The organism is Leptolyngbya sp. NK1-12, assembly GCF_032598965.1.
Classification (GTDB): Bacteria; Cyanobacteriota; Cyanobacteriia; order Elainellales; family Elainellaceae; genus Elainella.
Genome location: NZ_CP053586.1, coordinates 4,765,859 through 4,786,396 on the forward strand (window position 1 = coordinate 4,765,859; position 20,538 = coordinate 4,786,396).

Below are 20,538 nucleotides of genomic sequence, written 5' to 3' on the forward strand. Positions count from 1 at the left end.
ATAACACACGCGGGCTTTAATGTTGTCAATACTACCAAAGGTAGATTTATGGATCTGGAAGTATTCCCCATCTGGCGGCTGATATCTGAGCTGGCCAGATCAAGCCCTAAAGACATTGTCTAAGCCTGAATGAAGCTAAACTATAAGGCTCAACTGTAAGACTCAACGATTTCAATCTCTAATACTTTCAACGCTGCTCTAGTTTATGCATCGTCTTGCCGCTGTTCCCGGAGGGTGGACTCCCGATACCGAAGGAGTAATCTTTGTCGATCAAACCTCTGCACCGTTAGTGATCTTGACGGCAGCCGATACGGATATTCAGGTGGCTGCTGCGGCCCTGGCTCAGCTCACCGACTTTCCGGCCCTGCGCATGGTGAATCTGCTGCAGCTGCAGCAGAATCTCTCAATTGATACCTATGCCGAGACGGTATTGAGCCAAGCGCGTGGGATTGTGCTGCGCTTACTGGGGGGCCGTTCCTACTGGTCCTATGGCTTAGAAGTGGTGCGGCAAACGGTCCAGCAAACCGGAGCAACGCTGTTTGTCCTGCCAGGGGATGACCGACCTGACCCGGATTTGCTCAGCCACTCGACCGCGCCCCTGTCCACCGTAGACCGCCTCTGGCGCTACTTCACCGAGGGAGGGGTCGCCAATCTGGTGAATGCCCTCAAGTATTTGGCTGATCTCTGTCTGGAAACCGCTTACGCTCCGCCCATGCCGGTATCAGTGCCGCGAGTGGGGGTGTATGAATGGGGGGACAATGGGGCGGGAGAGGGGTTAACTTGGGCTAGGGCAGGGATTTTGTTTTATCGGGCGCATTATTTGGCGGGGAATACAGCAGCGATTGATGCGCTGTGTGGTGCTCTGAAGCAGCGCGGAATTGAGCCGGTGCCGGTGTTTGCGACTTCGTTGCGGGAGGCGGAGGTGCAGCCGGAGGTGCTGGACTATTTCCAGCCTCAGGGGAAGAGTCAAATTCAGGTATTGCTGAACACGACCAGTTTTTCGCTGGCCCAACTGGATGGAGACGCACCGCAGGTGGACCTCTGGCAGCAGTTGGATGTGCCGGTACTTCAGGTGATTCTGAGTGGTGGGACTGAGGAGCAGTGGCGCAGTCAGCTGCGGGGTTTGTCGCCGCGGGATGTGGCCATGAATGTGGCGCTGCCGGAGGTGGATGGCCGCATTATCAGCCGGGCGGTTTCGTTTAAGGCGGTACAGCAGCGGCATCCGATCTTGCAAACCGATCTGGTTACCTATCAGCCCATAGCGGATCGAATTGAGTTTGTGGCGGAGCTGGCGGCCAACTGGGTGCAGCTGCGACAAACGCCTTGTTCCGAGCGGCGAATTGCCCTGATTCTGGCCAATTACCCAACGCGAGACGGTCGCCTTGCCAATGGAGTGGGCTTGGATACACCCGCGAGCTGCGTGGCAATTTTGCAGGCGTTGCAACAGCAGGGATACTCGCTGACCGATGTACCTCAAACCGGCGCAGAGCTGATCGCTCGCCTCACGGCCCAGGTGACAAACGACCCCGAAGCCCAGCCCCTACGAACTGTCCATCAGTGGCTTCCTCGTGCAACCTATCAGCAGTACTTTGCCACCCTACCCACCGCGGTGCAGCAAGCCTTACTTGACCGCTGGGGCAATCCAGCTGCCCTGCCCACGGCGATTCCGATTGCGGGCATCCAGCTCGGCCAGATTTTTGTTGGCATCCAACCCGCCCGAGGTTACGACCTCGATCCCAGCTTGAACTATCACGCGCCCGATCTAGAACCAACCCATGCCTATCTAGCGTTCTATTACTGGCTGCGGCAAACCTTCGGAGCACACGCCATTGTGCATGTGGGTAAGCACGGCAATCTCGAATGGCTACCCGGCAAAGGCACCGCCCTGTCAGCAGCCTGTTTTCCGGAAGTGGCTCTTGGTCCGTTGCCCCACCTCTATCCGTTTATCGTCAACGATCCGGGCGAAGGCTCCCAGGCCAAACGCCGCACTCAGGCTGTGATTCTCGATCACCTGACGCCGCCCCTTACCCGCGCTGAACTCTACGGCAGCTTGCAGCACCTAGAAAACCTAGTAGACGAATACTACGAAGCCCAAACCCTCGACCCCTCTCGTCTATCTCTGATTCGTGACCGGATTCTAGAACTGATCGTCGAAACCCACTTACAGCAAGAACTAGCCCAAGCGTCACCAGACGCCAATCCAGCCGACCAAACCACCTCCGACACCCTATTCAACTCCCTCGACCGCTACCTCTGCGAACTAAAAGAAGCCCAGATCCGCGACGGCCTCCACATCTTCGGCCAATGTCCCCAAGGCCGCCAGCTACGCGATTTGATTATTGCCATTGCCCGCCACCCCGGCTCCGGTCGCTTAGGTCTCACCCGCGCCATTGCCCAATCCTGGGGTCTAGACTTCGACCCCCTCACTGCCGATCTAGGCGCACCCTGGCACCCTCCCAGCCAATCCCAGATCCAACCCGCCCTACTCAACTGCCGCACCCACGGCGATGTCGTTGAACTTCTAGAAACCGCTGCTGCCAGCTACATCGCCCCCCTCCTCCACCCCTTACCCCCCCCCTCCTCCACCCCCCCACCCCTCCTCCCCGACCTCACCTGGATCACCCACCACCTCCTCCCCGCTCTTCAACAAACCCAGCGAGAAATCACCAACCTGCTGCACGGACTGGCGGGCGGCTATGTTCCGAGCGGTGCTTCGGGAGCACCAACCCGAGGACGGCCTGAAGTGTTGCCCACCGGGCGGAATTTCTACTCGGTTGATATCCGGGCGATTCCGACGGAAAGTGCCTGGGCTGTGGGACGCAAAGCCGCCGAGACGCTAATAGAACAGTATGTGCAGGAGCAGGGCGAATATCCGCGCTCGCTGGCGTTGTCAATCTGGGGCACCTCGACCATGCGCACCGGAGGAGACGATTTGGCGGAAGCGCTGGCCTTGTTGGGTGTGCAGCCGGTTTGGGATGGAGCAGCACGGCGCGTAGTCGATTTCGAGATTCTGTCCCTGTCGGTGCTGGGGCGTCCGCGGGTTGATGTGACGTTGCGCATCTCCGGCTTCTTCCGCGATGCCTTCCCCAATTTGATTGATTTGTTTGATCAGGCGGTGGCATCTGTGGCAGCGCTCGAGGAACCAGCCGAGCAAAACCCGTTAGCTGCTCAGGTGCAGGCCGATACCCAAACCTGGCAGGCAGCAGGCTTGTCAGAAACCCAGGCAATCGAGCGCTCCCGCTATCGCATTTTTGGCTCTAAACCGGGAGCCTACGGAGCGGGTCTACAAGGCTTGATCGAGTCCCAGAACTGGACCGATGACCAGGATTTGGCGCGGGCCTACCTCAACTGGAGCAGCTATGCCTACACCGGCCAAGGCGACGGACGTTCCGCCCCAGAAGCCTTCGAACAGCGGCTGCGGCAGTTGCAAATTGTGCTGCACAACCAAGACAACCGCGAGCATGATCTGCTCGATTCGGATGACTACTATCAGTTTCAGGGCGGCCTAACGGCAGCGGTGCGTGCCCTCACCGGCAAAAATCCCACCACCTACTTTGGCGACCATTCTCTGCCCGAAAACCCAAAGCTGCGGCAGTTGAGCCAAGAGATTGCGCGAGTCTATCGCTCACGGGTTGTCAATCCCAAATGGATCGCGGGCGTGATGCGACATGGCTACAAAGGCGCGTTTGAAATGGCGGCCACGGTGGATTACCTGTTTGCCTACGATGCCACGACCCACTGCGTTGCCGATCACATGTACGAGGGCATTGCCCAAGCCTATCTGCTCGACCCAACGGTGCAGGCATTTATTCAAAACAATAACCCTTGGGCGCTGCGAGACATGGCCGAACGGCTGCTAGAAGCCAATCAGCGCGGCCTCTGGCAAGCTGCTCCAGCCGACACCCTAGAGCAATTGCGGGCACTCGTGCATCAAGCTGAAGCCGAAATTGAATCAAAATGAGTAAAAGCTAGTGATAAGTAGGTCAACCTGATTAGACGGTAGATGCAGTGCGGGCATCTTGCCTGCGCCAGCAAAACGCTTGTCCTACGGATCTTCAAATTAATGATGTTGATCGACTTAGGACTGTATAACAGAGCTGCATAACAGAGCTGCATATGTTTTGGCTTGGACCGGCTAGATGTTTATATATAGTGTTTGCCACAACAATATTTCTGTCCTATCTGTTGTGGCGACGGCTATAACCTTCTGGAAAATCCACCGAAATTTTGTTTATCCAAAGCTGTTTTTTAGCCTAGGATGCTTCACCTCCATCATGGGATCAGAATGAACGAAAAGCAGAATAGAGATCGGAATAGAGATCAAAATAGATACAAGAAAATCAAACAGGCCGAAGCAGAGTTTGAACGATTAATTCAGAGAAGCCGTTGGGAAACACTAAATCCAGTCAGGCTTGAACGAAAACGAGCCGGCAAGCCTGCGCAGGCAAAAGTTTCAACTAATCAAAACTCTGAGTCCATTTGGCCTCTGGCGTTTGGAATCGGTTTAGTTATTTTATTAATATGTCTGATTTTGTATGTGCTTTGGCGATTAAATCCACCTATACGAACAGTTCTTGTTGTCCTTTTATGTTTGGTACTACCTGGGTTGTGTAAAGTCTACGGTATTATCGTGGGCGGATTCACCATATTCTCTGGCATCAGATTAGGATTCTCGGCAGGACAATCTTTTTCGGTGTTGCCAATTGCTCCTTTCTATATCTTTGATCCATCCCTGAGCTATTTTTGCTTGAGCTGGGGGCTGCTGGTCGCCAGTCGGCAAACACGCTCAAAACTTGGTTTTTCATTAGGCTTGCTCAATTTGCTGGGCGGTGTCTTTGGTCTGTTTTATTTTAAGAGCAGTACTAAAGTGACCGCTCCTGGTATTTTGGGTGGCATCATTTCTGGTTTGTATATGGTGGGGCTGGGTAGCTCCATCATTAAGACGATCCACGAGTCTTGGACGCAGTCGGATTAGCACTTATTTATGATTAGGAATTGGTTGCCAATTCTTATTCAGGTATGGATGTGGGAAGAGAAACCAGGAACTAGGAGCTAAAATTTTTCTTGATTTCTAGCTTCTTGATGAATTCATAATTTCTTTAGACCTGCTATAGCTGCAAGACACTTCTAATACCAATTCTTAGTTTTGAGTTTTGGCTTCCGGTGAGTCAGCCGAACCGAGTTTTGAATTACGGAAGCTGCATACCGCAACCCATCGAATGCTGTAATCTGTAGCCCGATTAAGAGACTGTTTGTAAATGAATTTTAAGAGGCTAGAATCGACTTCACATCTGATCCTCCCTAACCCTCCTTAAATAAGGAGGGAACCGAGTTAAATCTCTGAAGTCCCCCTTAAAAAGGGGGATTTAGGGGGATCTCAAGCTTTGTTTACAAACAAGCTCTAAAGGGAAATGGTATAACTGCATTCTAGTGAAGTACGAAAAACGGGGTGCAGGGACAGTGCCCCTGCGTGGGAGCGAAGCCCCCCACCCCTTATACCTCACAGGAGTGAAAAACGCTGTATTTAAGGAATGTGATCACTCAGCCAATTTCATAGAAACACAGCATTATAGAGATAGAGGAGATTACTTTTACCCAACGATCCATGACATTAAAATACGCTTACTTTCCAGGCTGTGTGGCTCAGGGAGCCTGCCGAGAGCTATACATGTCTACGCAGGCACTGACGCAAGCTTTGGGGATTGAACTGATCGAACTGAAAAAAGCATCCTGCTGCGGCTCTGGTACTTTCAAAGAAGACTCCCAACTGCTCGAAGACACGGTGAATGCCCGCAACATTGCCCTGGCCGAGTCGCTGAATTTACCGTTGCTCACCCATTGCAGCACCTGTCAAGGCGTGATTGGACATGTGGACGAGCAGCTCAAAAAAGCCCAGCAGGACAATCCGGCTTACCTAGAACAGATTAATGGTTTGCTGAAACAGGAAGGCTGTTCCCCCTACAAAGGTACGACCGAAGTCAAGCACTTGCTGTGGGCGCTAGTAGGTGATTTTGGTTTAGACGAATTGCAGAAGCGCGTGACTCGTCAACTTTCGGGGTTGAAGTGTGCGGCCTTTTATGGTTGTTACCTGCTGCGGGCACAGGACCACTTGCCCTACGACGATGCCCATAATCCTCAGTCGATGGAAAACTTGTTCACAACGGTAGGGGCAAGGCCAATTTATTACCGGGGGCGGACTCAGTGCTGCGGTTGGCCGCTGTCTAGCTATGCAACCGAAACCTCGTTTAAGATGGCAGGCAGGCATATTCAAGAAGCTATCGATGCTGGGGCGGACTGTATGGTGACGCCTTGCCCCTTGTGCCATCTAAACTTAGACTCTCGCCAACCTGAAGTTGAAAAAGTGATTGATCGCAAACTGGGCTTGCCAGTACTGCATCTGTCTCAACTCGTTGCCTTGGCTTTGGGGATTAGCCCGAAGCAGCTAGGGATGGAACGCCATATTGTTTCAACTCGCCCTGTACTCGAAAAACTGAACCTTTATGCTCTAGCATAAGTCACTGATTGGCTGAGAAAACCTGGATGCTGTGGCTAAAAGCCACGTCTACACAGGCAAAACTCGCCCGGCGGGTTCCTCCTCCTACCAGAGTCGGCGCAGATTGACTTGATTTGTGTAGCAGCGATGACTCTGTGAGAAGCTGCTATCCTAACGACAGGCTATCGCCACCGCATCTAGAATCGCCACAAGCAAACGATTTGTCAGTCAAACAAGGCTTCATACGAACTGGGCTTTAGAAAAGCTGCAATCGGAGCAGGTTTTGCCAGATCTTGGAGGCTAGCCCAAATTGGGTGAACCTGCCCTAACAAAAATTTGGCCTGTCATCTTTCTATTGCATTGAGATTGAATTGAGCAACTTGAACATATGAGACATTGCTAAAACTCGACCGCCATTTTCCAGTTTTGCTCGTTTGATGGATGCATAACTAAAACATTTAGTCGCAAGGTGATGTAGAGCACGTGGCTAGGTGTTTTATAACTAGTAAAATTGACTCATCCTAATTTTTAGTTTCTCTTATTTCCTTTCCAAGACCTCAGCCGATTCATCTCCTATTCTTATTAATAGTTATCGCCGTCGCCACGGCAGTTAGGGCAGAGATATTGTTGTAGGCGCGAAGTGTATCCACGACAATGTCCTCTCTCTTCTGGCAAACACTATAAATTAATATCCTTATTCCTTGGTCTTCTACTTTTAGAGAGATGTTAGCCAAAATCAGCTCTGATAGGTTTGAGGTAACTTAGAACCAACCTGCGTTTGATTGTTATTTATGCAACTCAGATAGGGCGGTAATGCCTACTCTAGGAGAGATACCGGCAGGTTCTAAATGGGGTTGCTTTAAAGGTTTCATCAGCCCAATCCATCATTAGGTTTAGCAATGTTGGGAATTCAATCGATCAAGCAGTTGCAAAATTCTGGTTTGCAAATCAATCAAGGTTGCAACCTTAAGTGGAAACTTGGCGACAAACAATCGCCGCTAGCTCACCCTGCAAGTTTAATGTATCAGGTGGCTACAGACGACAGTGAACGGTAGCCACACCCAAAAGTAAACTGCTTAGCAAATCAGGTTTACTTTTAGTTCAGGCAGCTCACTTTCTTGGCTGCTCAAGACTTTAATGGCCAAATTTATCGATTTGGCTGAGTACACTGCTGGCAAATTACTGGCCAAAGCAGGCGAATGACCATTTCGGTATCGCAGTTCTGGCAGGCTGATGGGGAGAAGGCTACATGGCTACCCTGTCTGGCTTGGCAGATGCGAATGTTCAATCAGTTCGATCATTTGCTGACCTGATACAGAAATTGGGCTTCAGTTTATTTGACCTATTTAACCCTACACTCTAGGAAACATATCCATGACCATTGCTCACACTCAACTGTCTGTTACAGACAAAGCTTTTCGCGTCGAAGGTTATGAAAAAATTGACTACAGTCTGCTCTGCGTGGATGGCGTATTTGATTTGCACAATCCCCAGCTAGCAGAAAGCTACCGGCCTTTTGGGCGCTGTTTGGCGGTTATAGATGCGAATGTTGAACGGCTTTACGGCAGTTTACTCCGTAATTATTTCAAGTATTACGAGCTTGACCTGACAGTTTTTCCGATTACCATCACCGAACCGAACAAATCAATTGACACCTGCTTAAGAATCATTGATGCGTTCACACAGTTTCGCCTAGTGCGTAAAGAACCCGTACTCGTGATTGGTGGCGGATTGATTACAGACGTAGCGGGTTTTGCCTGCTCCATGTACCGTCGCAGCAGTAACTACATCCGCATTCCTACCACCTTGATTGGCCTAATCGACGCCAGTGTAGCAATCAAAGTCGCAGTTAATCACGGTAAGCTGAAGAATCGTCTGGGTGCTTATCACGCCTCCCAAATCGTCATGCTCGATTTCTCGTTTCTGCAAACCTTACCAACAGCGCAAGTGCGAAACGGCATGGCTGAATTGATCAAAATTGCGGTAGTGGCAAATTCCGAGGTTTTTGATCTGTTGGAGCAGCATGGCGAGGCATTGCTCCAGACTCATTTTGGCTATTTAGATGACTCCTTCGACCTGAGGCAGATCGGGCACCGCGCCACCTATGCAGCCATTAAAACCATGCTAGAGCTAGAAGCTCCCAACCTGCACGAGCTGGATCTGGACCGTGTCATCGCCTACGGTCACACCTGGAGTCCGACGCTAGAACTCGCGCCCCAGATTCCCATGTTCCACGGACATGCGGTTAACATTGACATGGCGTTCTCGGCTACAATTGCTGCTCGGCGGGGTTACATTACTGCTAATGAACGCGATCGGATTCTGGGATTGATGAGCCGAGTTGGATTAGCGCTTGATCATCCCCTGTTTGAGGAAGCGTTGATTTGGCAAGCTACCGAATCGATTACTTTGACCCGCGACGGCCTACAGCGAGCAGCCATGCCCCGTCCAATTGGAGACTGTTTCTTCGCGAACGATTTGACCCGGCAAGAGCTAGCAGAAGCTTTACAGGAACATAAACAGCTTTGTGCAGCTTATCCACGCACAGGTGCTGGTGTAGAAATGTATCCGGTTCAGTACGAACCAGAGTTGATCGGGAGTGAATCATGACTGCTACACCCCAATCTCAATCGGACACCAGGCCAGTAACACCACTGGGAATATTAACCGAGCAGCTAGAGATGCTGTTGCAGCAAGTCGGCACCGAACCTCCAGAACTGCATGACCGGCTCTATCGGGCTTGGCAACTGGCAGCTGGATTAGACCCTTACCTGCAAACTTGCACATCACCCGAGTCAGCTGATCTGGCAGTATTGGCGCAGCGCACGGCAGCAGAAGCCTGGAATCAGCATTTTTCAACCGGAACTACAATCCGCCCACTGGAGCAGGAGATGTTATCCGGCCATATCGAAGGACAGGCGCTCAAAATGTTCATTCACATGATCCAAGCGCGTCGAGTTCTGGAAATTGGTATGTTCACTGGTTATTCTGCCCTAGCGATGGCCGAGGCTCTACCGGCAGACGGCAAGCTGATTGCTTGCGAAGTAGACCCCTATGCCGCAGCAATCGCTCAGGCCAGTTTTCAGTCCTCACCCCACGGAGTCAAAATTCAAATCGAGCTGGGGGCAGCATTAGAAACCCTCTGTCGTTTAGCCGATGCCGGTGAAAGCTTCAATTTTGTCTTCATCGATGCGGACAAACGAGAATATATCGCCTACTTCCAAACACTGCTGTCCACCAATCTGCTCCCATCCGGTGGTTTTCTGGCGGTAGATAACACCCTACTGCAAGGTCAGCCCTACTTGCCTCCTGAGCAGCGTTCTCGAAATGGGGAGGCCATTGCTCAATTCAACCGTCTTGTAGCCGAAGATCCGCGAGTAGAACAGGTCTTGCTCCCTCTACGGGATGGATTGACTCTGATTCGGCGCATCTGACCCACAGGTAAATCATTCGATTTGATCAAATCGCAGAGAAGGCGGGCAGCTTGCCCGCTTCTATCTCGTTGGCACGGTAGATTGAATCAAGAATTAGACTCATTTTGCTTCTGATTTAACTCCTTCTATGGCACAATCTTCATTCGGCTCGTTTCTCAACATTCCAACTGCGTTTCCTGGTCGTGTTAATATTCAGGTAATTCTACAAAACCTAGGAACTTTAGTTTTGTTGTCGATTGCATTACCACTTAATGCTGCTTTTGTATTTCTAACATCAATAGGAAATCTATTTATAGAACTATCTCAGCCTCGGATTGCTCAGCCGAAAACCGTTTTGATCAGCGGTGGCAAGATGACTAAGGCGCTTCAGTTAGCACGCTCCTTTCATGCGGCTGGGCATCGAGTCATTCTGGTGGAAACACACAAGTATTGGCTGACTGGACATCGATTTTCTAAAGCAGTGAACCGCTTTTACACTGTACCCACGCCCCAGGATAGTGCTGATGCCTATACTCAAGCACTCTTAGAAATTGTGCAGCGAGAACAGGTTGATGTCTATGTGCCGGTTTGTAGTCCCGTCGCCAGCTATTATGATGCGTTGGCAGAAGCCGCTCTATTGCCCTATTGCGAAGTATTTCACACCGATGCAGCAACGGTGAAAGCCCTCGATAACAAATACAGCTTCAATCAACTGGCGCAATCACTCGATTTATCTGTTCCCAAATCGTTCTACATCACTGCACCAGAACAAGTACTACAGTTCGACTTCTCTCAAGAAACACGCTCCTATATTCTCAAAAGCATTGCCTATAACTCGGTTTATCGGTTGAACTTGACTCGTTTACCCTGTCCTTCCTACGAGGACATGAAAGCATTTGTCTATAGTTTGCCAATCAGCTCAGAAAATCCTTGGATTATGCAAGAGTTTATTGCTGGACAGGAGTTTTGTACCCACAGTACAGTGCGAAACGGCGAATTGCGCTTACACTGTTGCTGCGAATCTTCTGCCTTTCAGGTCAATTATCAGCATGTGGAGAATCCAGCAATTCTGGATTGGGTACAGCAGTTTGTCAAAGGGCTAAACCTAACCGGACAGTTCTCGTTCGATTTTATCCAAACCGCAGATGGTGCAGTCTACGCGATTGAATGCAATCCCCGCACTCATTCTGCAATTACGATGTTTTATAATCATCCTGGTGTGGCAGATGCCTATCTGGATACCGTTCCTCTGTCAGAACCGATGCAGCCTTTACCTACTAGCAAACCTACCTATTGGCTGTATCACGAACTGTGGCGCTTCACGGGAATTCGTTCACTCTCTGATCTACGCACTCGTCTACAAACTCTCTTCCAGGGCACCGACGCAATTTACCAAGTTCACGATCCGCTACCGTTCTTGATGGTACACCACTGGCATATTCCGCTGTTGCTCCTGAAAAATCTAGAGCAGATGAAAGGCTGGGTACGCATTGATTTTAATATTGGCAAACTAGTCGAGCTAGATGGAGATTAACTCAGCTAATTTCCACGCTACAGGTCTGGATCAACACCCATGGCCCGCAGCCGTTCTGCCAGCCTAGCAGCTCGTTGTTCTGCTGATTCGGCTCGTTGTTCTGCTGATTCGGCTCGTTGTTCTGCTAGCTCTGCCCGCTCTTGGCCTGTCAACAGCAGATTGCCTTCCAGATCCCACCAGCGCAGCCAAGCCTGAGTTTGGTTCAGATAAGTCCCCTGCCAAATACCAATTTCTACTTCTAGAGGCGGAATCGGATAGTGACCTCGCTGGTTGGGTATCATGCGTTCATAATAAGCACCAACGAGCTGGTACATCTCTAATTCGTTGCGGGTGATCAGAAAAATGCCGTAGTAGGGAATGTGAATAATTTGTTCATAGACCCAAAACTTGCCGGGTTTACTGCCTGTTCCTTCAACACGGAAGACCGGGGTTTGGTCCCGCTCTTGGCTGCCATCACCCGACGCAAATTCCAGAGCAATTGTGGGGGAAATATGTTCACGCCAGATCACATAGGAGCGGCGGATCTGTCCGTCTAACTTAGGCGGCACATTTGGCACATAGAACCAATCCGGTGCTTCCGCACCCTTTTCCGGGGGATCCGTTTCTCGCCAGTAAATGCCACAATCTTGACCGATCGCATACTGCCCGTCCGGATGCAGTCGCTCTAAAATTGGGTTGAGCGAATCTGTCAAAATCAGGCTTTGAGGATGTTCTTGAAAATTTTTCACAAACGAACCATCTGACTCTGGAAGCTGAGTATGGTCAGGAAATGGAGGAGGCAGATCAGTTTCTAATGAGGTTTGAGCAAGGATTTCAGTCATATCGGCTTGGTTTTGCTCAATTTCTGATTGGCTCTAGCATAGCGTAGTTTTCCATTCCCCAGATTGGGTTCGATCTAGAGGTTCAATGTACAGGCTCAATCTATAGACCAGAAAATCGATAGCGGATTGAAATCCTTCCCGACTTGACGCGGACAGGTTCGTAGCGAATCACAGCTTTGTCGGCGTACCAGTCTCCTTCCCAGATCAAGTTCACTTGATTGTGAATCGTCTCAACTCGATAGGGTTGGGCATTGGCAAGTAGCGCAACCTTAGCTTCTCCATCTAGCTTGCCAGAAAGGTGAATCCGCAGAGCATAAATATTGCCTTGATTCGCCACCTTCTGAAGCGTAATCTCTTCTGATTTCTGAACGTCGTTAATACTTACTTCAGGATTAGAAAAATCACAAGCCGCGAATAAACTAGCAAGGAGAAAAATACTAGCAACTAATACAGTTTTATTCATGCAAAATTTATCAATGCTCAAAAACTCCCTGATATTGCAGTAAATCAAGCGACACAATCGTCGGCAAACATTGAAAACACTGCCGAGCCAGTTCCCAGCGCTCTTCTCGCTGCAGCATATCGGTAAGTTTGAGGCGAACATCCAGTAAATAGCGCACATCGTTAGCCGCGTAGCGCAGTTGTTCGTCTGAGAGGTTAGCCGCATTTCCCCAGTCAGAACTTTGGGCCGTTTTATCCAGCTCAACCTGCTCTAGCTCTTGCACCACATCCTTGAGGCCATGCTTGGGACTGTAGGTGCGGGCTAGCTTACTGGCAATTTTGGTGCAAAAAACCGGGTTGACGTGAATACCAAGGTGGTAGCGCAGCGTAGCTAGATCGAAGCGGGCAAAGTGGAAGACTTTCAAAACCGAATCGGTTTCGAGTAGACGCTTGAGGTTGGGAGCGGCTGCTTGACCCTTGGCAATGCGCAATGCGGTGACATGTCCTGCCGGATCACAAAGCTGCACCAGACATAACCGATCACGCTGTGGTAGAAGCCCCATTGTTTCGGTATCGACGGCGATCGCCTCTGCTTGCAGATAGCCCGCTAAAATTTCTGCCGGCAAATCTTGATCGCACACTTGAAAGTCTTCCACCCTATGCCTCCCTGAATCTTAGAAACTCGTGCTAACGCCTGATAAAGATCTGAGTAAAGTAGAACTCGCCCTGACTGTTTTTGGCAACTCCGATCCCAGTCAGATTATAGTTGCCCATGATGTTGCGCAGATGCCCCGAACTTTTGAGCCAACCATTCACGGCTTGAGCTGCTGGATTGCTGAAACCCGCATTGTAGGCTACGTTTTCGGCAGCAGCCCGATAGGGAATCGTTTTGCCGATCGTTTGAATGCGAGCGCTAAAGCCGTTATGGCTCAAGGTACGGCTATTCGCCATATTTTGGCTATGCTGACGCGCCTGCTGGTTAATAGTGGCATTGCGCGTCAAAGGAGCTAGTCCCCTCTGCTGACGATATTGGTTGATCTGCTGAAACACAGATTGTTCCAACGTCGCCATCGAGGAGTTGGCGGTGGCCCGCTTGTTGACCCGCATTCGAAGTTGACTGAACGGCGATCTGTTTTGGGATCGGCCTAGCTCAACGGTCAGTTGGGTACGCGCAGGCGTAACTGTAGGCACTCTGTTGTTCATTAAAAACACCTCCAAGAGTGTCTGATTTGCCGCCTTCAGGTTAGTAGAGTTGCGGTCCCCCGGGTGTGATCGAGATCGATGACTAATAGCTCAACAGACCCATTTGCCATCGTATTTGCTATCTTGCTTGCTATCTCAATTGGCTATTTCTCTGAGCATCTCCTAGTCTGGATCACGCTTGTACTGACGCGGATTGCGACTATTTCTGGCACCCGCCTGCTGAATATACCAACGTCGCCATTCAGTTGAACTGCGAATTGTCAGCCAGAGGAGCAGCAGCGCCAGTAAGCCCCCCTGCTGAGGGGCATCAAAGGCAAGCAGAGCTAAAGCAACACAGAGAAAGTCTTGAATAAAGATCACCCAGATCGGCAGCCCCCGTAGCCGATAGGACCAGCCTACCTGCACAAGGTGCAGCACAAACGCCAGCAAGCCACCCAAAATGGTTAACACCCAAGCCAAAGCGGCATCGAGTTGGGCGGTGCGAGCCACAGTCATGCCCACAATCCCACCCACAACAGGACTGAACAAAAGCTGCACGATTTGCAACAGCCTCTGCCCCAAGCGCTCCTTCGAGAACAGTAATTCCACCAGCGACCAGCTCACCAGTACCCCTAAGACAATCGGCGGTGGAATCTGTGACAAAATCGGTACATTGGCCCAGAGGTTATCGCTGTAGAGCAGGCCAATCAGCAGCAGCGGCAGGCCAATCCGCATCCCCACCGCAGCTGAAAGCGAGAGGGCGGCTAATACTTCCAGCATTTGTCACCCTCCCTTAAAGCAGCAAATCTGCCGAATCGGTCAACGGTGCTGCCACCATCACCGGATCTTGATACAGCGGTACGGTGAAGGTCACGGTGGATCCCAACCCTTCGCCCATGCTGAAGAAGTTCACCACTCCGCCCATTGCTTCCACCAACTTTTGAGAAATCGCTAACCCCAAGCCAGTGCCGCCATACTGTCGCGTCCGCGAGCCATCCACCTGGCTAAAGGTTTGAAACAGCTTGTCTTGCTTTTCTAGCGATACCCCAATTCCCGTATCGGCGACGCTAATTTTGACCATACCGGGCTTTTCTTCGCCCTGCACAACCACTTTGCCTGGAATTACTTCGGCGCTAATCGTAATGCTGCCCTCATGGGTGAATTTGATCGCATTGCCGACCAGATTCAGCATTACCTGCTTCAAGCGCTGGTAGTTGCCGTATAGGATCACCTCGTCTCGCGTATCAGGGGCACGAATCTCGAAGCTTAAGTTACGCTGCTGCGCCTGCGGACGGGTAAACTTCTCGACATCAACCAGCAGGTCATCGAGCTTAACTGGGTTGAGATCAAGCTGCATTTTGCCCGCTTCAATTTTGGCAATGTCGAGAATGTCCTGAATCACATCCATCAAATGCATAGCAGAGCGATAGGCTTCGTCAATGCACTGACGCTGTTCTTCAGGTTCGTCAATCATGCCGTCTAGAATCAGCTTCAGAAAGCCAATCACACCGTTGAGGGGCGTCCGCAACTCGTGGGAAGTATTGGCGAGAAACTCACTCTTGAGGCGAGAAGCGGCTTCGGCCTGCTGACGGGCCTCTTCCAAATCCGAGTGCTGCCGCATCAGGCTTTCGTTCATCCGCTGCAACTCATCGACTATGGTACGGCTGGCCTTAAATAGCGAAGCATGGGCAATTCCGGTACCCACCTGATCGGCAATTTCGCACAGCAAATCAATCTCGATTTCACTCCAAAGGCGAGAGCGGTTCAACTGATGCAACAGAATTAAACTATTGGGCTGGTCTTGATAACAGGTGGCAATTACCAGCATCGCGGGAGAGGCTGCCTCTCCGTTGCTTTCCGATGCTGGCACCACTACAGGCTTTAGCGTCGTTAACGCTTCATTGATGTGGGGGTCTGCGATGGCCAGCTCAGTGCTCAACAGCGAAGGTAAGTCGGGCTGATGGTACTCCGCTACAGCGCTCAGACTAGAATTGTCCGGCTGATAGGGATAAATCAGGCAGCGACTCACTCCCAGAACTTCGCCCAACCCATCTACCGTCTGCTGACAAATCACCTCTAGATCCAGCGTATGGCGAATGTTCCAGATAATCTTGCTAAGCTGTTTGCGGGAGTGATTGGCCCGAGGCGACGGTTCGGCATGGACTCGATCGACGAACTCTAGCGCCCGACTTTCAGGAACCGTGTAGAGAAACTGCCCGTTCACAACAACGCTGGTGGCTGTGCCGTGGGGCACCAACACTGGACTGACAGTCAAGTTAAAGACAAAGTACTGACCGGCATAGGCGAACGGATACTCAAATTGGAGCGGGATCAGGTAGTCTAATACTTGCTGAATCTGCTCTACATAGGAAACAATCGCCACGGGGGCAAAAGTTTCCTGCATCGGTTGGCCGATCACCTGCTCCAACTTGAGGCCGTAGCGCTGTGCCTCCCGCCAATAGAAGGACAGATAATGCCCTGTCAGCGTTTGGGTGAAAACCAGATCAGCTCCAGCCACCGATGAAAGACCATCCAACCTCTGAGCTGTTGCAGGGGGCAGCGAGTCAGCAGTGGAAAGTGAAAGGTCGCCGGAAGAAGTCATCGGTGTAGAGTCACAAGTAGAACCACAAACAGCAGGGTAAAATTTGGAGAACTTTCCCAGGTTGACTTGAGATCGATCCAGCCGACAGACCAGCCAAGGCAAGTCAACGTTGCGCTAACCTAAATATTCCAATTCATTCCCACCGGAAGCCGGAGCCAGCCAAATTGCTGAGATTGTAAATCACAATTAGCGAAGCAGGTTGCGCTATCCAAACCGATCCAACCGATCCACATTAATCATTCCACTCTCCCTTGGGAGGAACAGGAGGATTTCGGCGCATCGTGCGCGTCAAATCATCATCTCGGCGACTGCCGCCCAGCCATTGCCGCACTGCGACTTCAATTACCTTACTGGGATCGCTTGTTAGATGACTAATCTGCTCTAGCAACTCCGCGTCAATTTGGATCGAGACGCTAACTTTGCCAGACAGGGGTTTAGAGTCAACACTGGGGTCATTCATACAGGATTAGGATGATTCAGAATTAGGGTTTTACCAGCAAATCACTGATAGTAAAGTACGGGGCAAAGTATGGAGCTATTGTAGGGCGGGCGCAGGATCTGCCGTAGGCAAGATGACCGCACTATGCCTGAGAAATAAGGTCGTTCTAACTTTCATGCCGTAAATTTACTAGCAATAAGTACTAGACTAGAGCAAACTGTCGATCGAAGCCGTAAGCATAAATGCTGAGCGGGTAAGGTGCGGCCAAGCTGCAACCCAATTGCAACCAAGCGCCAGAGCCTAAACAGGCCAGTAGAGCTAACTCAATTAGAGCCAACTCAGAGCCACTCAACGCTTCACTGAGCGCCTTCAATTAATCAAGCAGATCCGACGCCTTGAGAACACCGAGACAGACTGAACCTCTGCAATCCATTAAACCCTATTCAACCCCAAATCGCTTTAATTGCTGTCACTTCGGCTAGATGGGTTTGATTGTATGTAGGGGTCAAAATGCCTCAACCGCTTGCCCAACCGCCCTGAGAGAGTCTTTGTTCCGTCCGCAGAGGGAAGGGAAGGATTACAATGTTTTAAGCAAGCATTGATGCTATCTGTTATCCCCAGCGATCCCCGGTATAGGTCAGGTCTGATGCTGTGGGGTTGAATCTACCTACTCTGCTTCCCCTTACGTTGAGGTTTATGACGGACGCACCTGTCTCTCGAATTCGCAACTTTTCGATTATTGCCCACATTGACCACGGTAAATCGACCCTGGCAGATCGCCTGCTGCAAGTGACGGGTACGGTCCCCGACCGCGAGATGAAAGACCAGTTGCTCGACAACATGGAACTGGAGCGGGAACGCGGCATCACGATTAAGCTGCAGGCTGCTCGCATGAACTACACGGCTAAAGACGGGCAGCAGTATGTGCTGAATTTGATCGACACACCAGGGCATGTGGACTTTTCCTACGAGGTCTCACGCTCTCTGGCTGCCTGTGAAGGGGCACTGCTGGTGGTGGACGCCTCTCAAGGCGTTGAAGCCCAAACCCTGGCCAATGTCTACCTGGCCCTAGAAAACGATCTGGAGATTATCCCAGTACTCAACAAAATTGATTTACCCGGAGCAGAACCCGACCGGGTAGCAGGCGAGATTGAGGAAATTATCGGGCTGGATTGCAGCGACGCAATCCATGCCTCCGCCAAGGAAGGGATTGGGATTGATGAAATTCTCGAGGCGATCGTTGAGAAGGTGCCGCCGCCGCGAGACACTATCAACCAACCGCTGAGGGCATTGATTTTTGATAGCTACTATGATGCCTACCGGGGTGTGATTGTTTACTTCCGGGTAATGGATGGAGCTGTCAAGCAGGGCGACCGCATCCGCTTTATGGCTTCCAAAAAAGAATACGAGATTGATGAGCTAGGAGTTTTGTCACCCAACCAAATTCCGGTGACAGAACTGCACGCGGGCGAAGTAGGCTATTTAGCCGCGGCAATTAAATCAGTGGAAGACGCGCGAGTCGGCGATACGATCACGCTGGCAACGGCTGCCGCCCCCGAACCGCTACCCGGCTATACCGAAGCCAAACCAATGGTGTTCTGCGGCCTCTTCCCCACCGATGCCGATCAGTTCGAAGATCTGCGCGAAGCCCTAGAAAAACTCCGGCTCAACGATGCTGCCCTCCAGTACGAACCGGAAACTTCTAGCGCGATGGGATTTGGCTTCCGCTGCGGCTTCTTGGGCCTGCTGCATATGGAAATTGTGCAGGAGCGCCTAGAACGGGAGTATGACCTGGATCTGATCACGACTGCGCCTTCGGTAATCTATAAAGTGACCAAAATCGGCGGCGAAGACATTTTCATCGACAACCCCAGCCTCTTGCCCGATCCCCAATACCGGGAAAAAATCGAAGAGCCTTATGTACAGGTTGATATGATTACGCCGGAGGAATTTGTTGGGGCGCTGATGGAGCTGAGCCAGAGCCGTCGCGGTGTCTTTAAAGACATGAAGTACCTCACCCAGGGCCGCACGACGCTGGTCTACGAAATTCCCTTAGCCGAGGTTGTGACTGATTTCTTTGACCAAATGAAGTCCCGCTCGCGCGGTTATGCCAGTATGGAGTATCACCTGATCGGCTACCGCGAAAACCCGCTGGTGAAGCTAGATATTCTGATCAACGGCGATAAGGTCGATCCGTTGGCAACCATCGTGCATCGCGACAAGGCTTACTACGTTGGCAAAGCGCTGGTGGAAAAGCTGAAGGAACTAATTCCCCGCCACCAGTTTAAGATCCCAATTCAGGCGGCTATTGGCACCCGAATTGTTGCCAGTGAGCATATTCCGGCCCTGCGGAAGGATGTCTTAGCCAAGTGCTACGGTGGCGACATTTCCCGTAAGAAGAAACTGTTGCAGAAGCAGGCCAAGGGCAAGAAACGCCTGAAGGCAATTGGTACCGTCGATGTGCCGCAGGAAGCATTTATGGCGGTGCTGAAGTTGCAGTAGGCTTAACTGAGCTGCTTATATCAGGCACAGGGGTCAGACATTGCTGCAACTGCCGAAGCAATCAAGGTTGCGAAAGTTAGCATAAAAATAGACGACCATTTCCGTGAACAGGAAAGTAGTCGTCTGTTGATTAAAAGGAGAAACAGTGCTGTGAAGAAACGTTAGTGCAATTAACGTCTTCTGTAGTTGTCTCCTACTGTAGCTAGCTCATGAATGAAACACAATAGATAAAGGTCAGTCAAAAGTCAGTTCCAAGTCAGATTCTGCAAGCCGCAGCAATCTTTTCTAAATGCTGTTCTAAATGCTGTAGCTACTGCTTCACTTCCCCACCCATCCACCTCCAATCAGCTGCTATAGATGGCACTCAACTGATACCAATTCAGGAAAGATGCCACAGATGCCTGTGCAAAAATTAATTGCGCCACCAGTCCTCCAAAATCCATAGCTGTTGCCACGACAGTTAGGGCAGAAATATTGTTGTGGGGCACTTCGCTCGCCCATAATAATGTCCTATCCCTTCTGGCAACCACTATAAAATGCAAAATCTAATGGTATGACTTTTCCTGACTTTCTCAGACTGACATCAACCGCAACACCCGATACCCTGAAATCAATTCGTTGCATCAAGGCATAGGGTCTTGCTAGTGGTCTTAAGTATCAATAGGAGAAGTTTAAGGTGCAAGCATTTTCAACCAGATTGCAAGTAACCATGGATCTACGAGATACAATCCTCAGGCGGGAAGAAAATCGGTTCACTCGCGATTACTCCCAGGGATATTGCTACTACAAAGAATCACAGCAGCTCACGCTCTATGGTAACTTTACATTCCACTTTGCCCAAGTTGTATTGGCTTCTATATCAAGCAATAGATCCGGATTACCTACAGAACGCCATCAGATCCATAGCGGAGCGTGGCAGGTTGAAATCCGACAAGGCAGAACCGCGTTGGTGTTGAATAACGAGAATGGTTCTGAAGTATGGTGGTACATCGAAGATGGCGAGACCGGGGTGCAATATTTAGATGGCAAAGCTTGGCAGCGCTGCCCAATTCACGACAAGCTAGAAGATCCTCGCTAAAGTCTCCTAACTCCCAGCATCAATACTCGTAAC

15 protein-coding genes are annotated in these 20,538 nt (G+C 50.8%); 8 read left to right on the forward strand and 7 right to left on the reverse strand.

What is annotated here, in order from left to right; genetic code table 11:
* Positions 1–205: 205 nt before the first annotated feature.
* The 6 genes from cobN to HJG54_RS20415 all read left to right on the forward strand — a co-directional run bounded on the left by cobN (position 206) and on the right by HJG54_RS20415 (position 11,440).
* Positions 206–3,961 carry a cobaltochelatase subunit CobN gene (cobN, locus tag HJG54_RS20390; protein WP_316431037.1) on the forward strand — a complete coding sequence of 1,252 codons (3,756 nt, stop codon included), beginning with the start codon at positions 206–208 and terminating at the stop codon, positions 3,959–3,961.
* A gap of 324 nt (positions 3,962–4,285) precedes the next feature.
* Positions 4,286–4,975, forward strand: a complete 690-nt coding sequence (locus tag HJG54_RS20395) for a hypothetical protein (RefSeq protein ID WP_316431038.1) — start codon at positions 4,286–4,288, stop codon at positions 4,973–4,975.
* A 630-nt stretch (positions 4,976–5,605) separates the two neighbouring features.
* Positions 5,606–6,514 (forward strand): CoB--CoM heterodisulfide reductase iron-sulfur subunit B family protein, encoded by a 909-nt coding sequence (locus tag HJG54_RS20400; protein WP_316431040.1) that lies wholly within the window; start codon positions 5,606–5,608, stop codon positions 6,512–6,514.
* A 1,353-nt stretch (positions 6,515–7,867) separates the two neighbouring features.
* The gene (locus HJG54_RS20405; protein WP_316431041.1) at positions 7,868–9,103 is read left to right on the forward strand and encodes a sedoheptulose 7-phosphate cyclase; all 1,236 of its coding nucleotides are present in this window, start codon (positions 7,868–7,870) and stop codon (positions 9,101–9,103) included.
* Positions 9,100–9,927: an O-methyltransferase gene (locus HJG54_RS20410; protein ID WP_316431042.1), complete on the forward strand. Its 828-nt coding sequence runs from the start codon at positions 9,100–9,102 to the stop codon at positions 9,925–9,927. The genes HJG54_RS20405 and HJG54_RS20410 overlap by 4 nt, the downstream gene beginning before the upstream one ends.
* Positions 9,928–10,054: 127 nt before the next feature.
* Positions 10,055–11,440, forward strand: a complete 1,386-nt coding sequence (locus HJG54_RS20415) for an ATP-grasp domain-containing protein (RefSeq protein WP_316431043.1) — start codon at positions 10,055–10,057, stop codon at positions 11,438–11,440.
* A 17-nt stretch (positions 11,441–11,457) separates the two neighbouring features.
* On the opposite strand, the gene HJG54_RS20420 is transcribed toward HJG54_RS20415, so the two are convergent.
* The 7 genes from HJG54_RS20420 to HJG54_RS20450 all read right to left on the reverse strand — a co-directional run bounded on the left by HJG54_RS20420 (position 11,458) and on the right by HJG54_RS20450 (position 16,946).
* Entirely contained in the window at positions 11,458–12,261 is an 804-nt protein-coding gene (locus tag HJG54_RS20420) for a Uma2 family endonuclease (RefSeq protein WP_316431044.1), read from the reverse strand.
* A 100-nt stretch (positions 12,262–12,361) separates the two neighbouring features.
* Positions 12,362–12,724, reverse strand: coding sequence for a hypothetical protein (locus tag HJG54_RS20425; RefSeq protein WP_316431046.1), 363 nt, complete (start codon positions 12,722–12,724; stop codon positions 12,362–12,364).
* A 10-nt stretch (positions 12,725–12,734) separates the two neighbouring features.
* Positions 12,735–13,358, reverse strand: a complete 624-nt coding sequence (locus HJG54_RS20430; protein WP_316431047.1) for a ribonuclease H-like domain-containing protein — start codon at positions 13,356–13,358, stop codon at positions 12,735–12,737.
* Positions 13,359–13,389: 31 nt separating this feature from the next.
* The gene (locus HJG54_RS20435; RefSeq protein WP_316431049.1) at positions 13,390–13,905 is read right to left on the reverse strand and encodes a CAP domain-containing protein; all 516 of its coding nucleotides are present in this window, start codon (positions 13,903–13,905) and stop codon (positions 13,390–13,392) included.
* Between the two features lie 162 nt (positions 13,906–14,067).
* Entirely contained in the window at positions 14,068–14,664 is a 597-nt protein-coding gene (locus HJG54_RS20440) for a DUF4126 domain-containing protein (RefSeq protein ID WP_316431050.1), read from the reverse strand.
* 13 nt (positions 14,665–14,677) lie between these two features.
* Complete coding sequence (locus HJG54_RS20445; protein WP_316431052.1) at positions 14,678–16,486, reverse strand: ATP-binding protein; 1,809 nt, start codon at positions 16,484–16,486, stop codon at positions 14,678–14,680.
* Positions 16,487–16,718: 232 nt separating this feature from the next.
* A complete protein-coding gene (locus tag HJG54_RS20450) occupies positions 16,719–16,946 on the reverse strand; it encodes a hypothetical protein (RefSeq protein WP_035997790.1) in 228 nt (75 codons plus the stop codon).
* A gap of 675 nt (positions 16,947–17,621) precedes the next feature.
* Between HJG54_RS20450 and lepA the strand changes: the two genes are divergently transcribed.
* Both lepA and HJG54_RS20460 read left to right on the forward strand, forming a co-directional pair.
* The gene (gene lepA, locus HJG54_RS20455; protein WP_316431055.1) at positions 17,622–19,427 is read left to right on the forward strand and encodes a translation elongation factor 4; all 1,806 of its coding nucleotides are present in this window, start codon (positions 17,622–17,624) and stop codon (positions 19,425–19,427) included.
* 709 nt (positions 19,428–20,136) lie between these two features.
* Positions 20,137–20,505, forward strand: a complete 369-nt coding sequence (locus HJG54_RS20460; protein WP_316431056.1) for a hypothetical protein — start codon at positions 20,137–20,139, stop codon at positions 20,503–20,505.
* The last annotated feature ends 33 nt before the right edge of the window (positions 20,506–20,538 follow it).

Bases quoted from the DNA above. Each gene is read 5' to 3' on its own strand.
- cobN (WP_316431037.1), top strand. From the start codon at position 206: ATGCATCGTCTTGCCGCTGTTCCCGGAGGGTGGACTCCCGATACCGAA.
- HJG54_RS20395 (WP_316431038.1), top strand. From the start codon at position 4,286: ATGAACGAAAAGCAGAATAGAGATCGGAATAGAGATCAAAATAGATAC.
- HJG54_RS20400 (WP_316431040.1), top strand. From the start codon at position 5,606: ATGACATTAAAATACGCTTACTTTCCAGGCTGTGTGGCTCAGGGAGCC.
- HJG54_RS20405 (WP_316431041.1), top strand. From the start codon at position 7,868: ATGACCATTGCTCACACTCAACTGTCTGTTACAGACAAAGCTTTTCGC.
- HJG54_RS20410 (WP_316431042.1), top strand. From the start codon at position 9,100: ATGACTGCTACACCCCAATCTCAATCGGACACCAGGCCAGTAACACCA.
- HJG54_RS20415 (WP_316431043.1), top strand. From the start codon at position 10,055: ATGGCACAATCTTCATTCGGCTCGTTTCTCAACATTCCAACTGCGTTT.
- HJG54_RS20420 (WP_316431044.1), bottom strand. From the start codon at position 12,261: ATGACTGAAATCCTTGCTCAAACCTCATTAGAAACTGATCTGCCTCCT.
- HJG54_RS20425 (WP_316431046.1), bottom strand. From the start codon at position 12,724: ATGAATAAAACTGTATTAGTTGCTAGTATTTTTCTCCTTGCTAGTTTA.
- HJG54_RS20435 (WP_316431049.1), bottom strand. From the start codon at position 13,905: ATGAACAACAGAGTGCCTACAGTTACGCCTGCGCGTACCCAACTGACC.
- HJG54_RS20440 (WP_316431050.1), bottom strand. From the start codon at position 14,664: ATGCTGGAAGTATTAGCCGCCCTCTCGCTTTCAGCTGCGGTGGGGATG.
- HJG54_RS20445 (WP_316431052.1), bottom strand. From the start codon at position 16,486: ATGACTTCTTCCGGCGACCTTTCACTTTCCACTGCTGACTCGCTGCCC.
- HJG54_RS20450 (WP_035997790.1), bottom strand. From the start codon at position 16,946: ATGAATGACCCCAGTGTTGACTCTAAACCCCTGTCTGGCAAAGTTAGC.
- lepA (WP_316431055.1), top strand. From the start codon at position 17,622: ATGACGGACGCACCTGTCTCTCGAATTCGCAACTTTTCGATTATTGCC.
- HJG54_RS20460 (WP_316431056.1), top strand. From the start codon at position 20,137: ATGGATCTACGAGATACAATCCTCAGGCGGGAAGAAAATCGGTTCACT.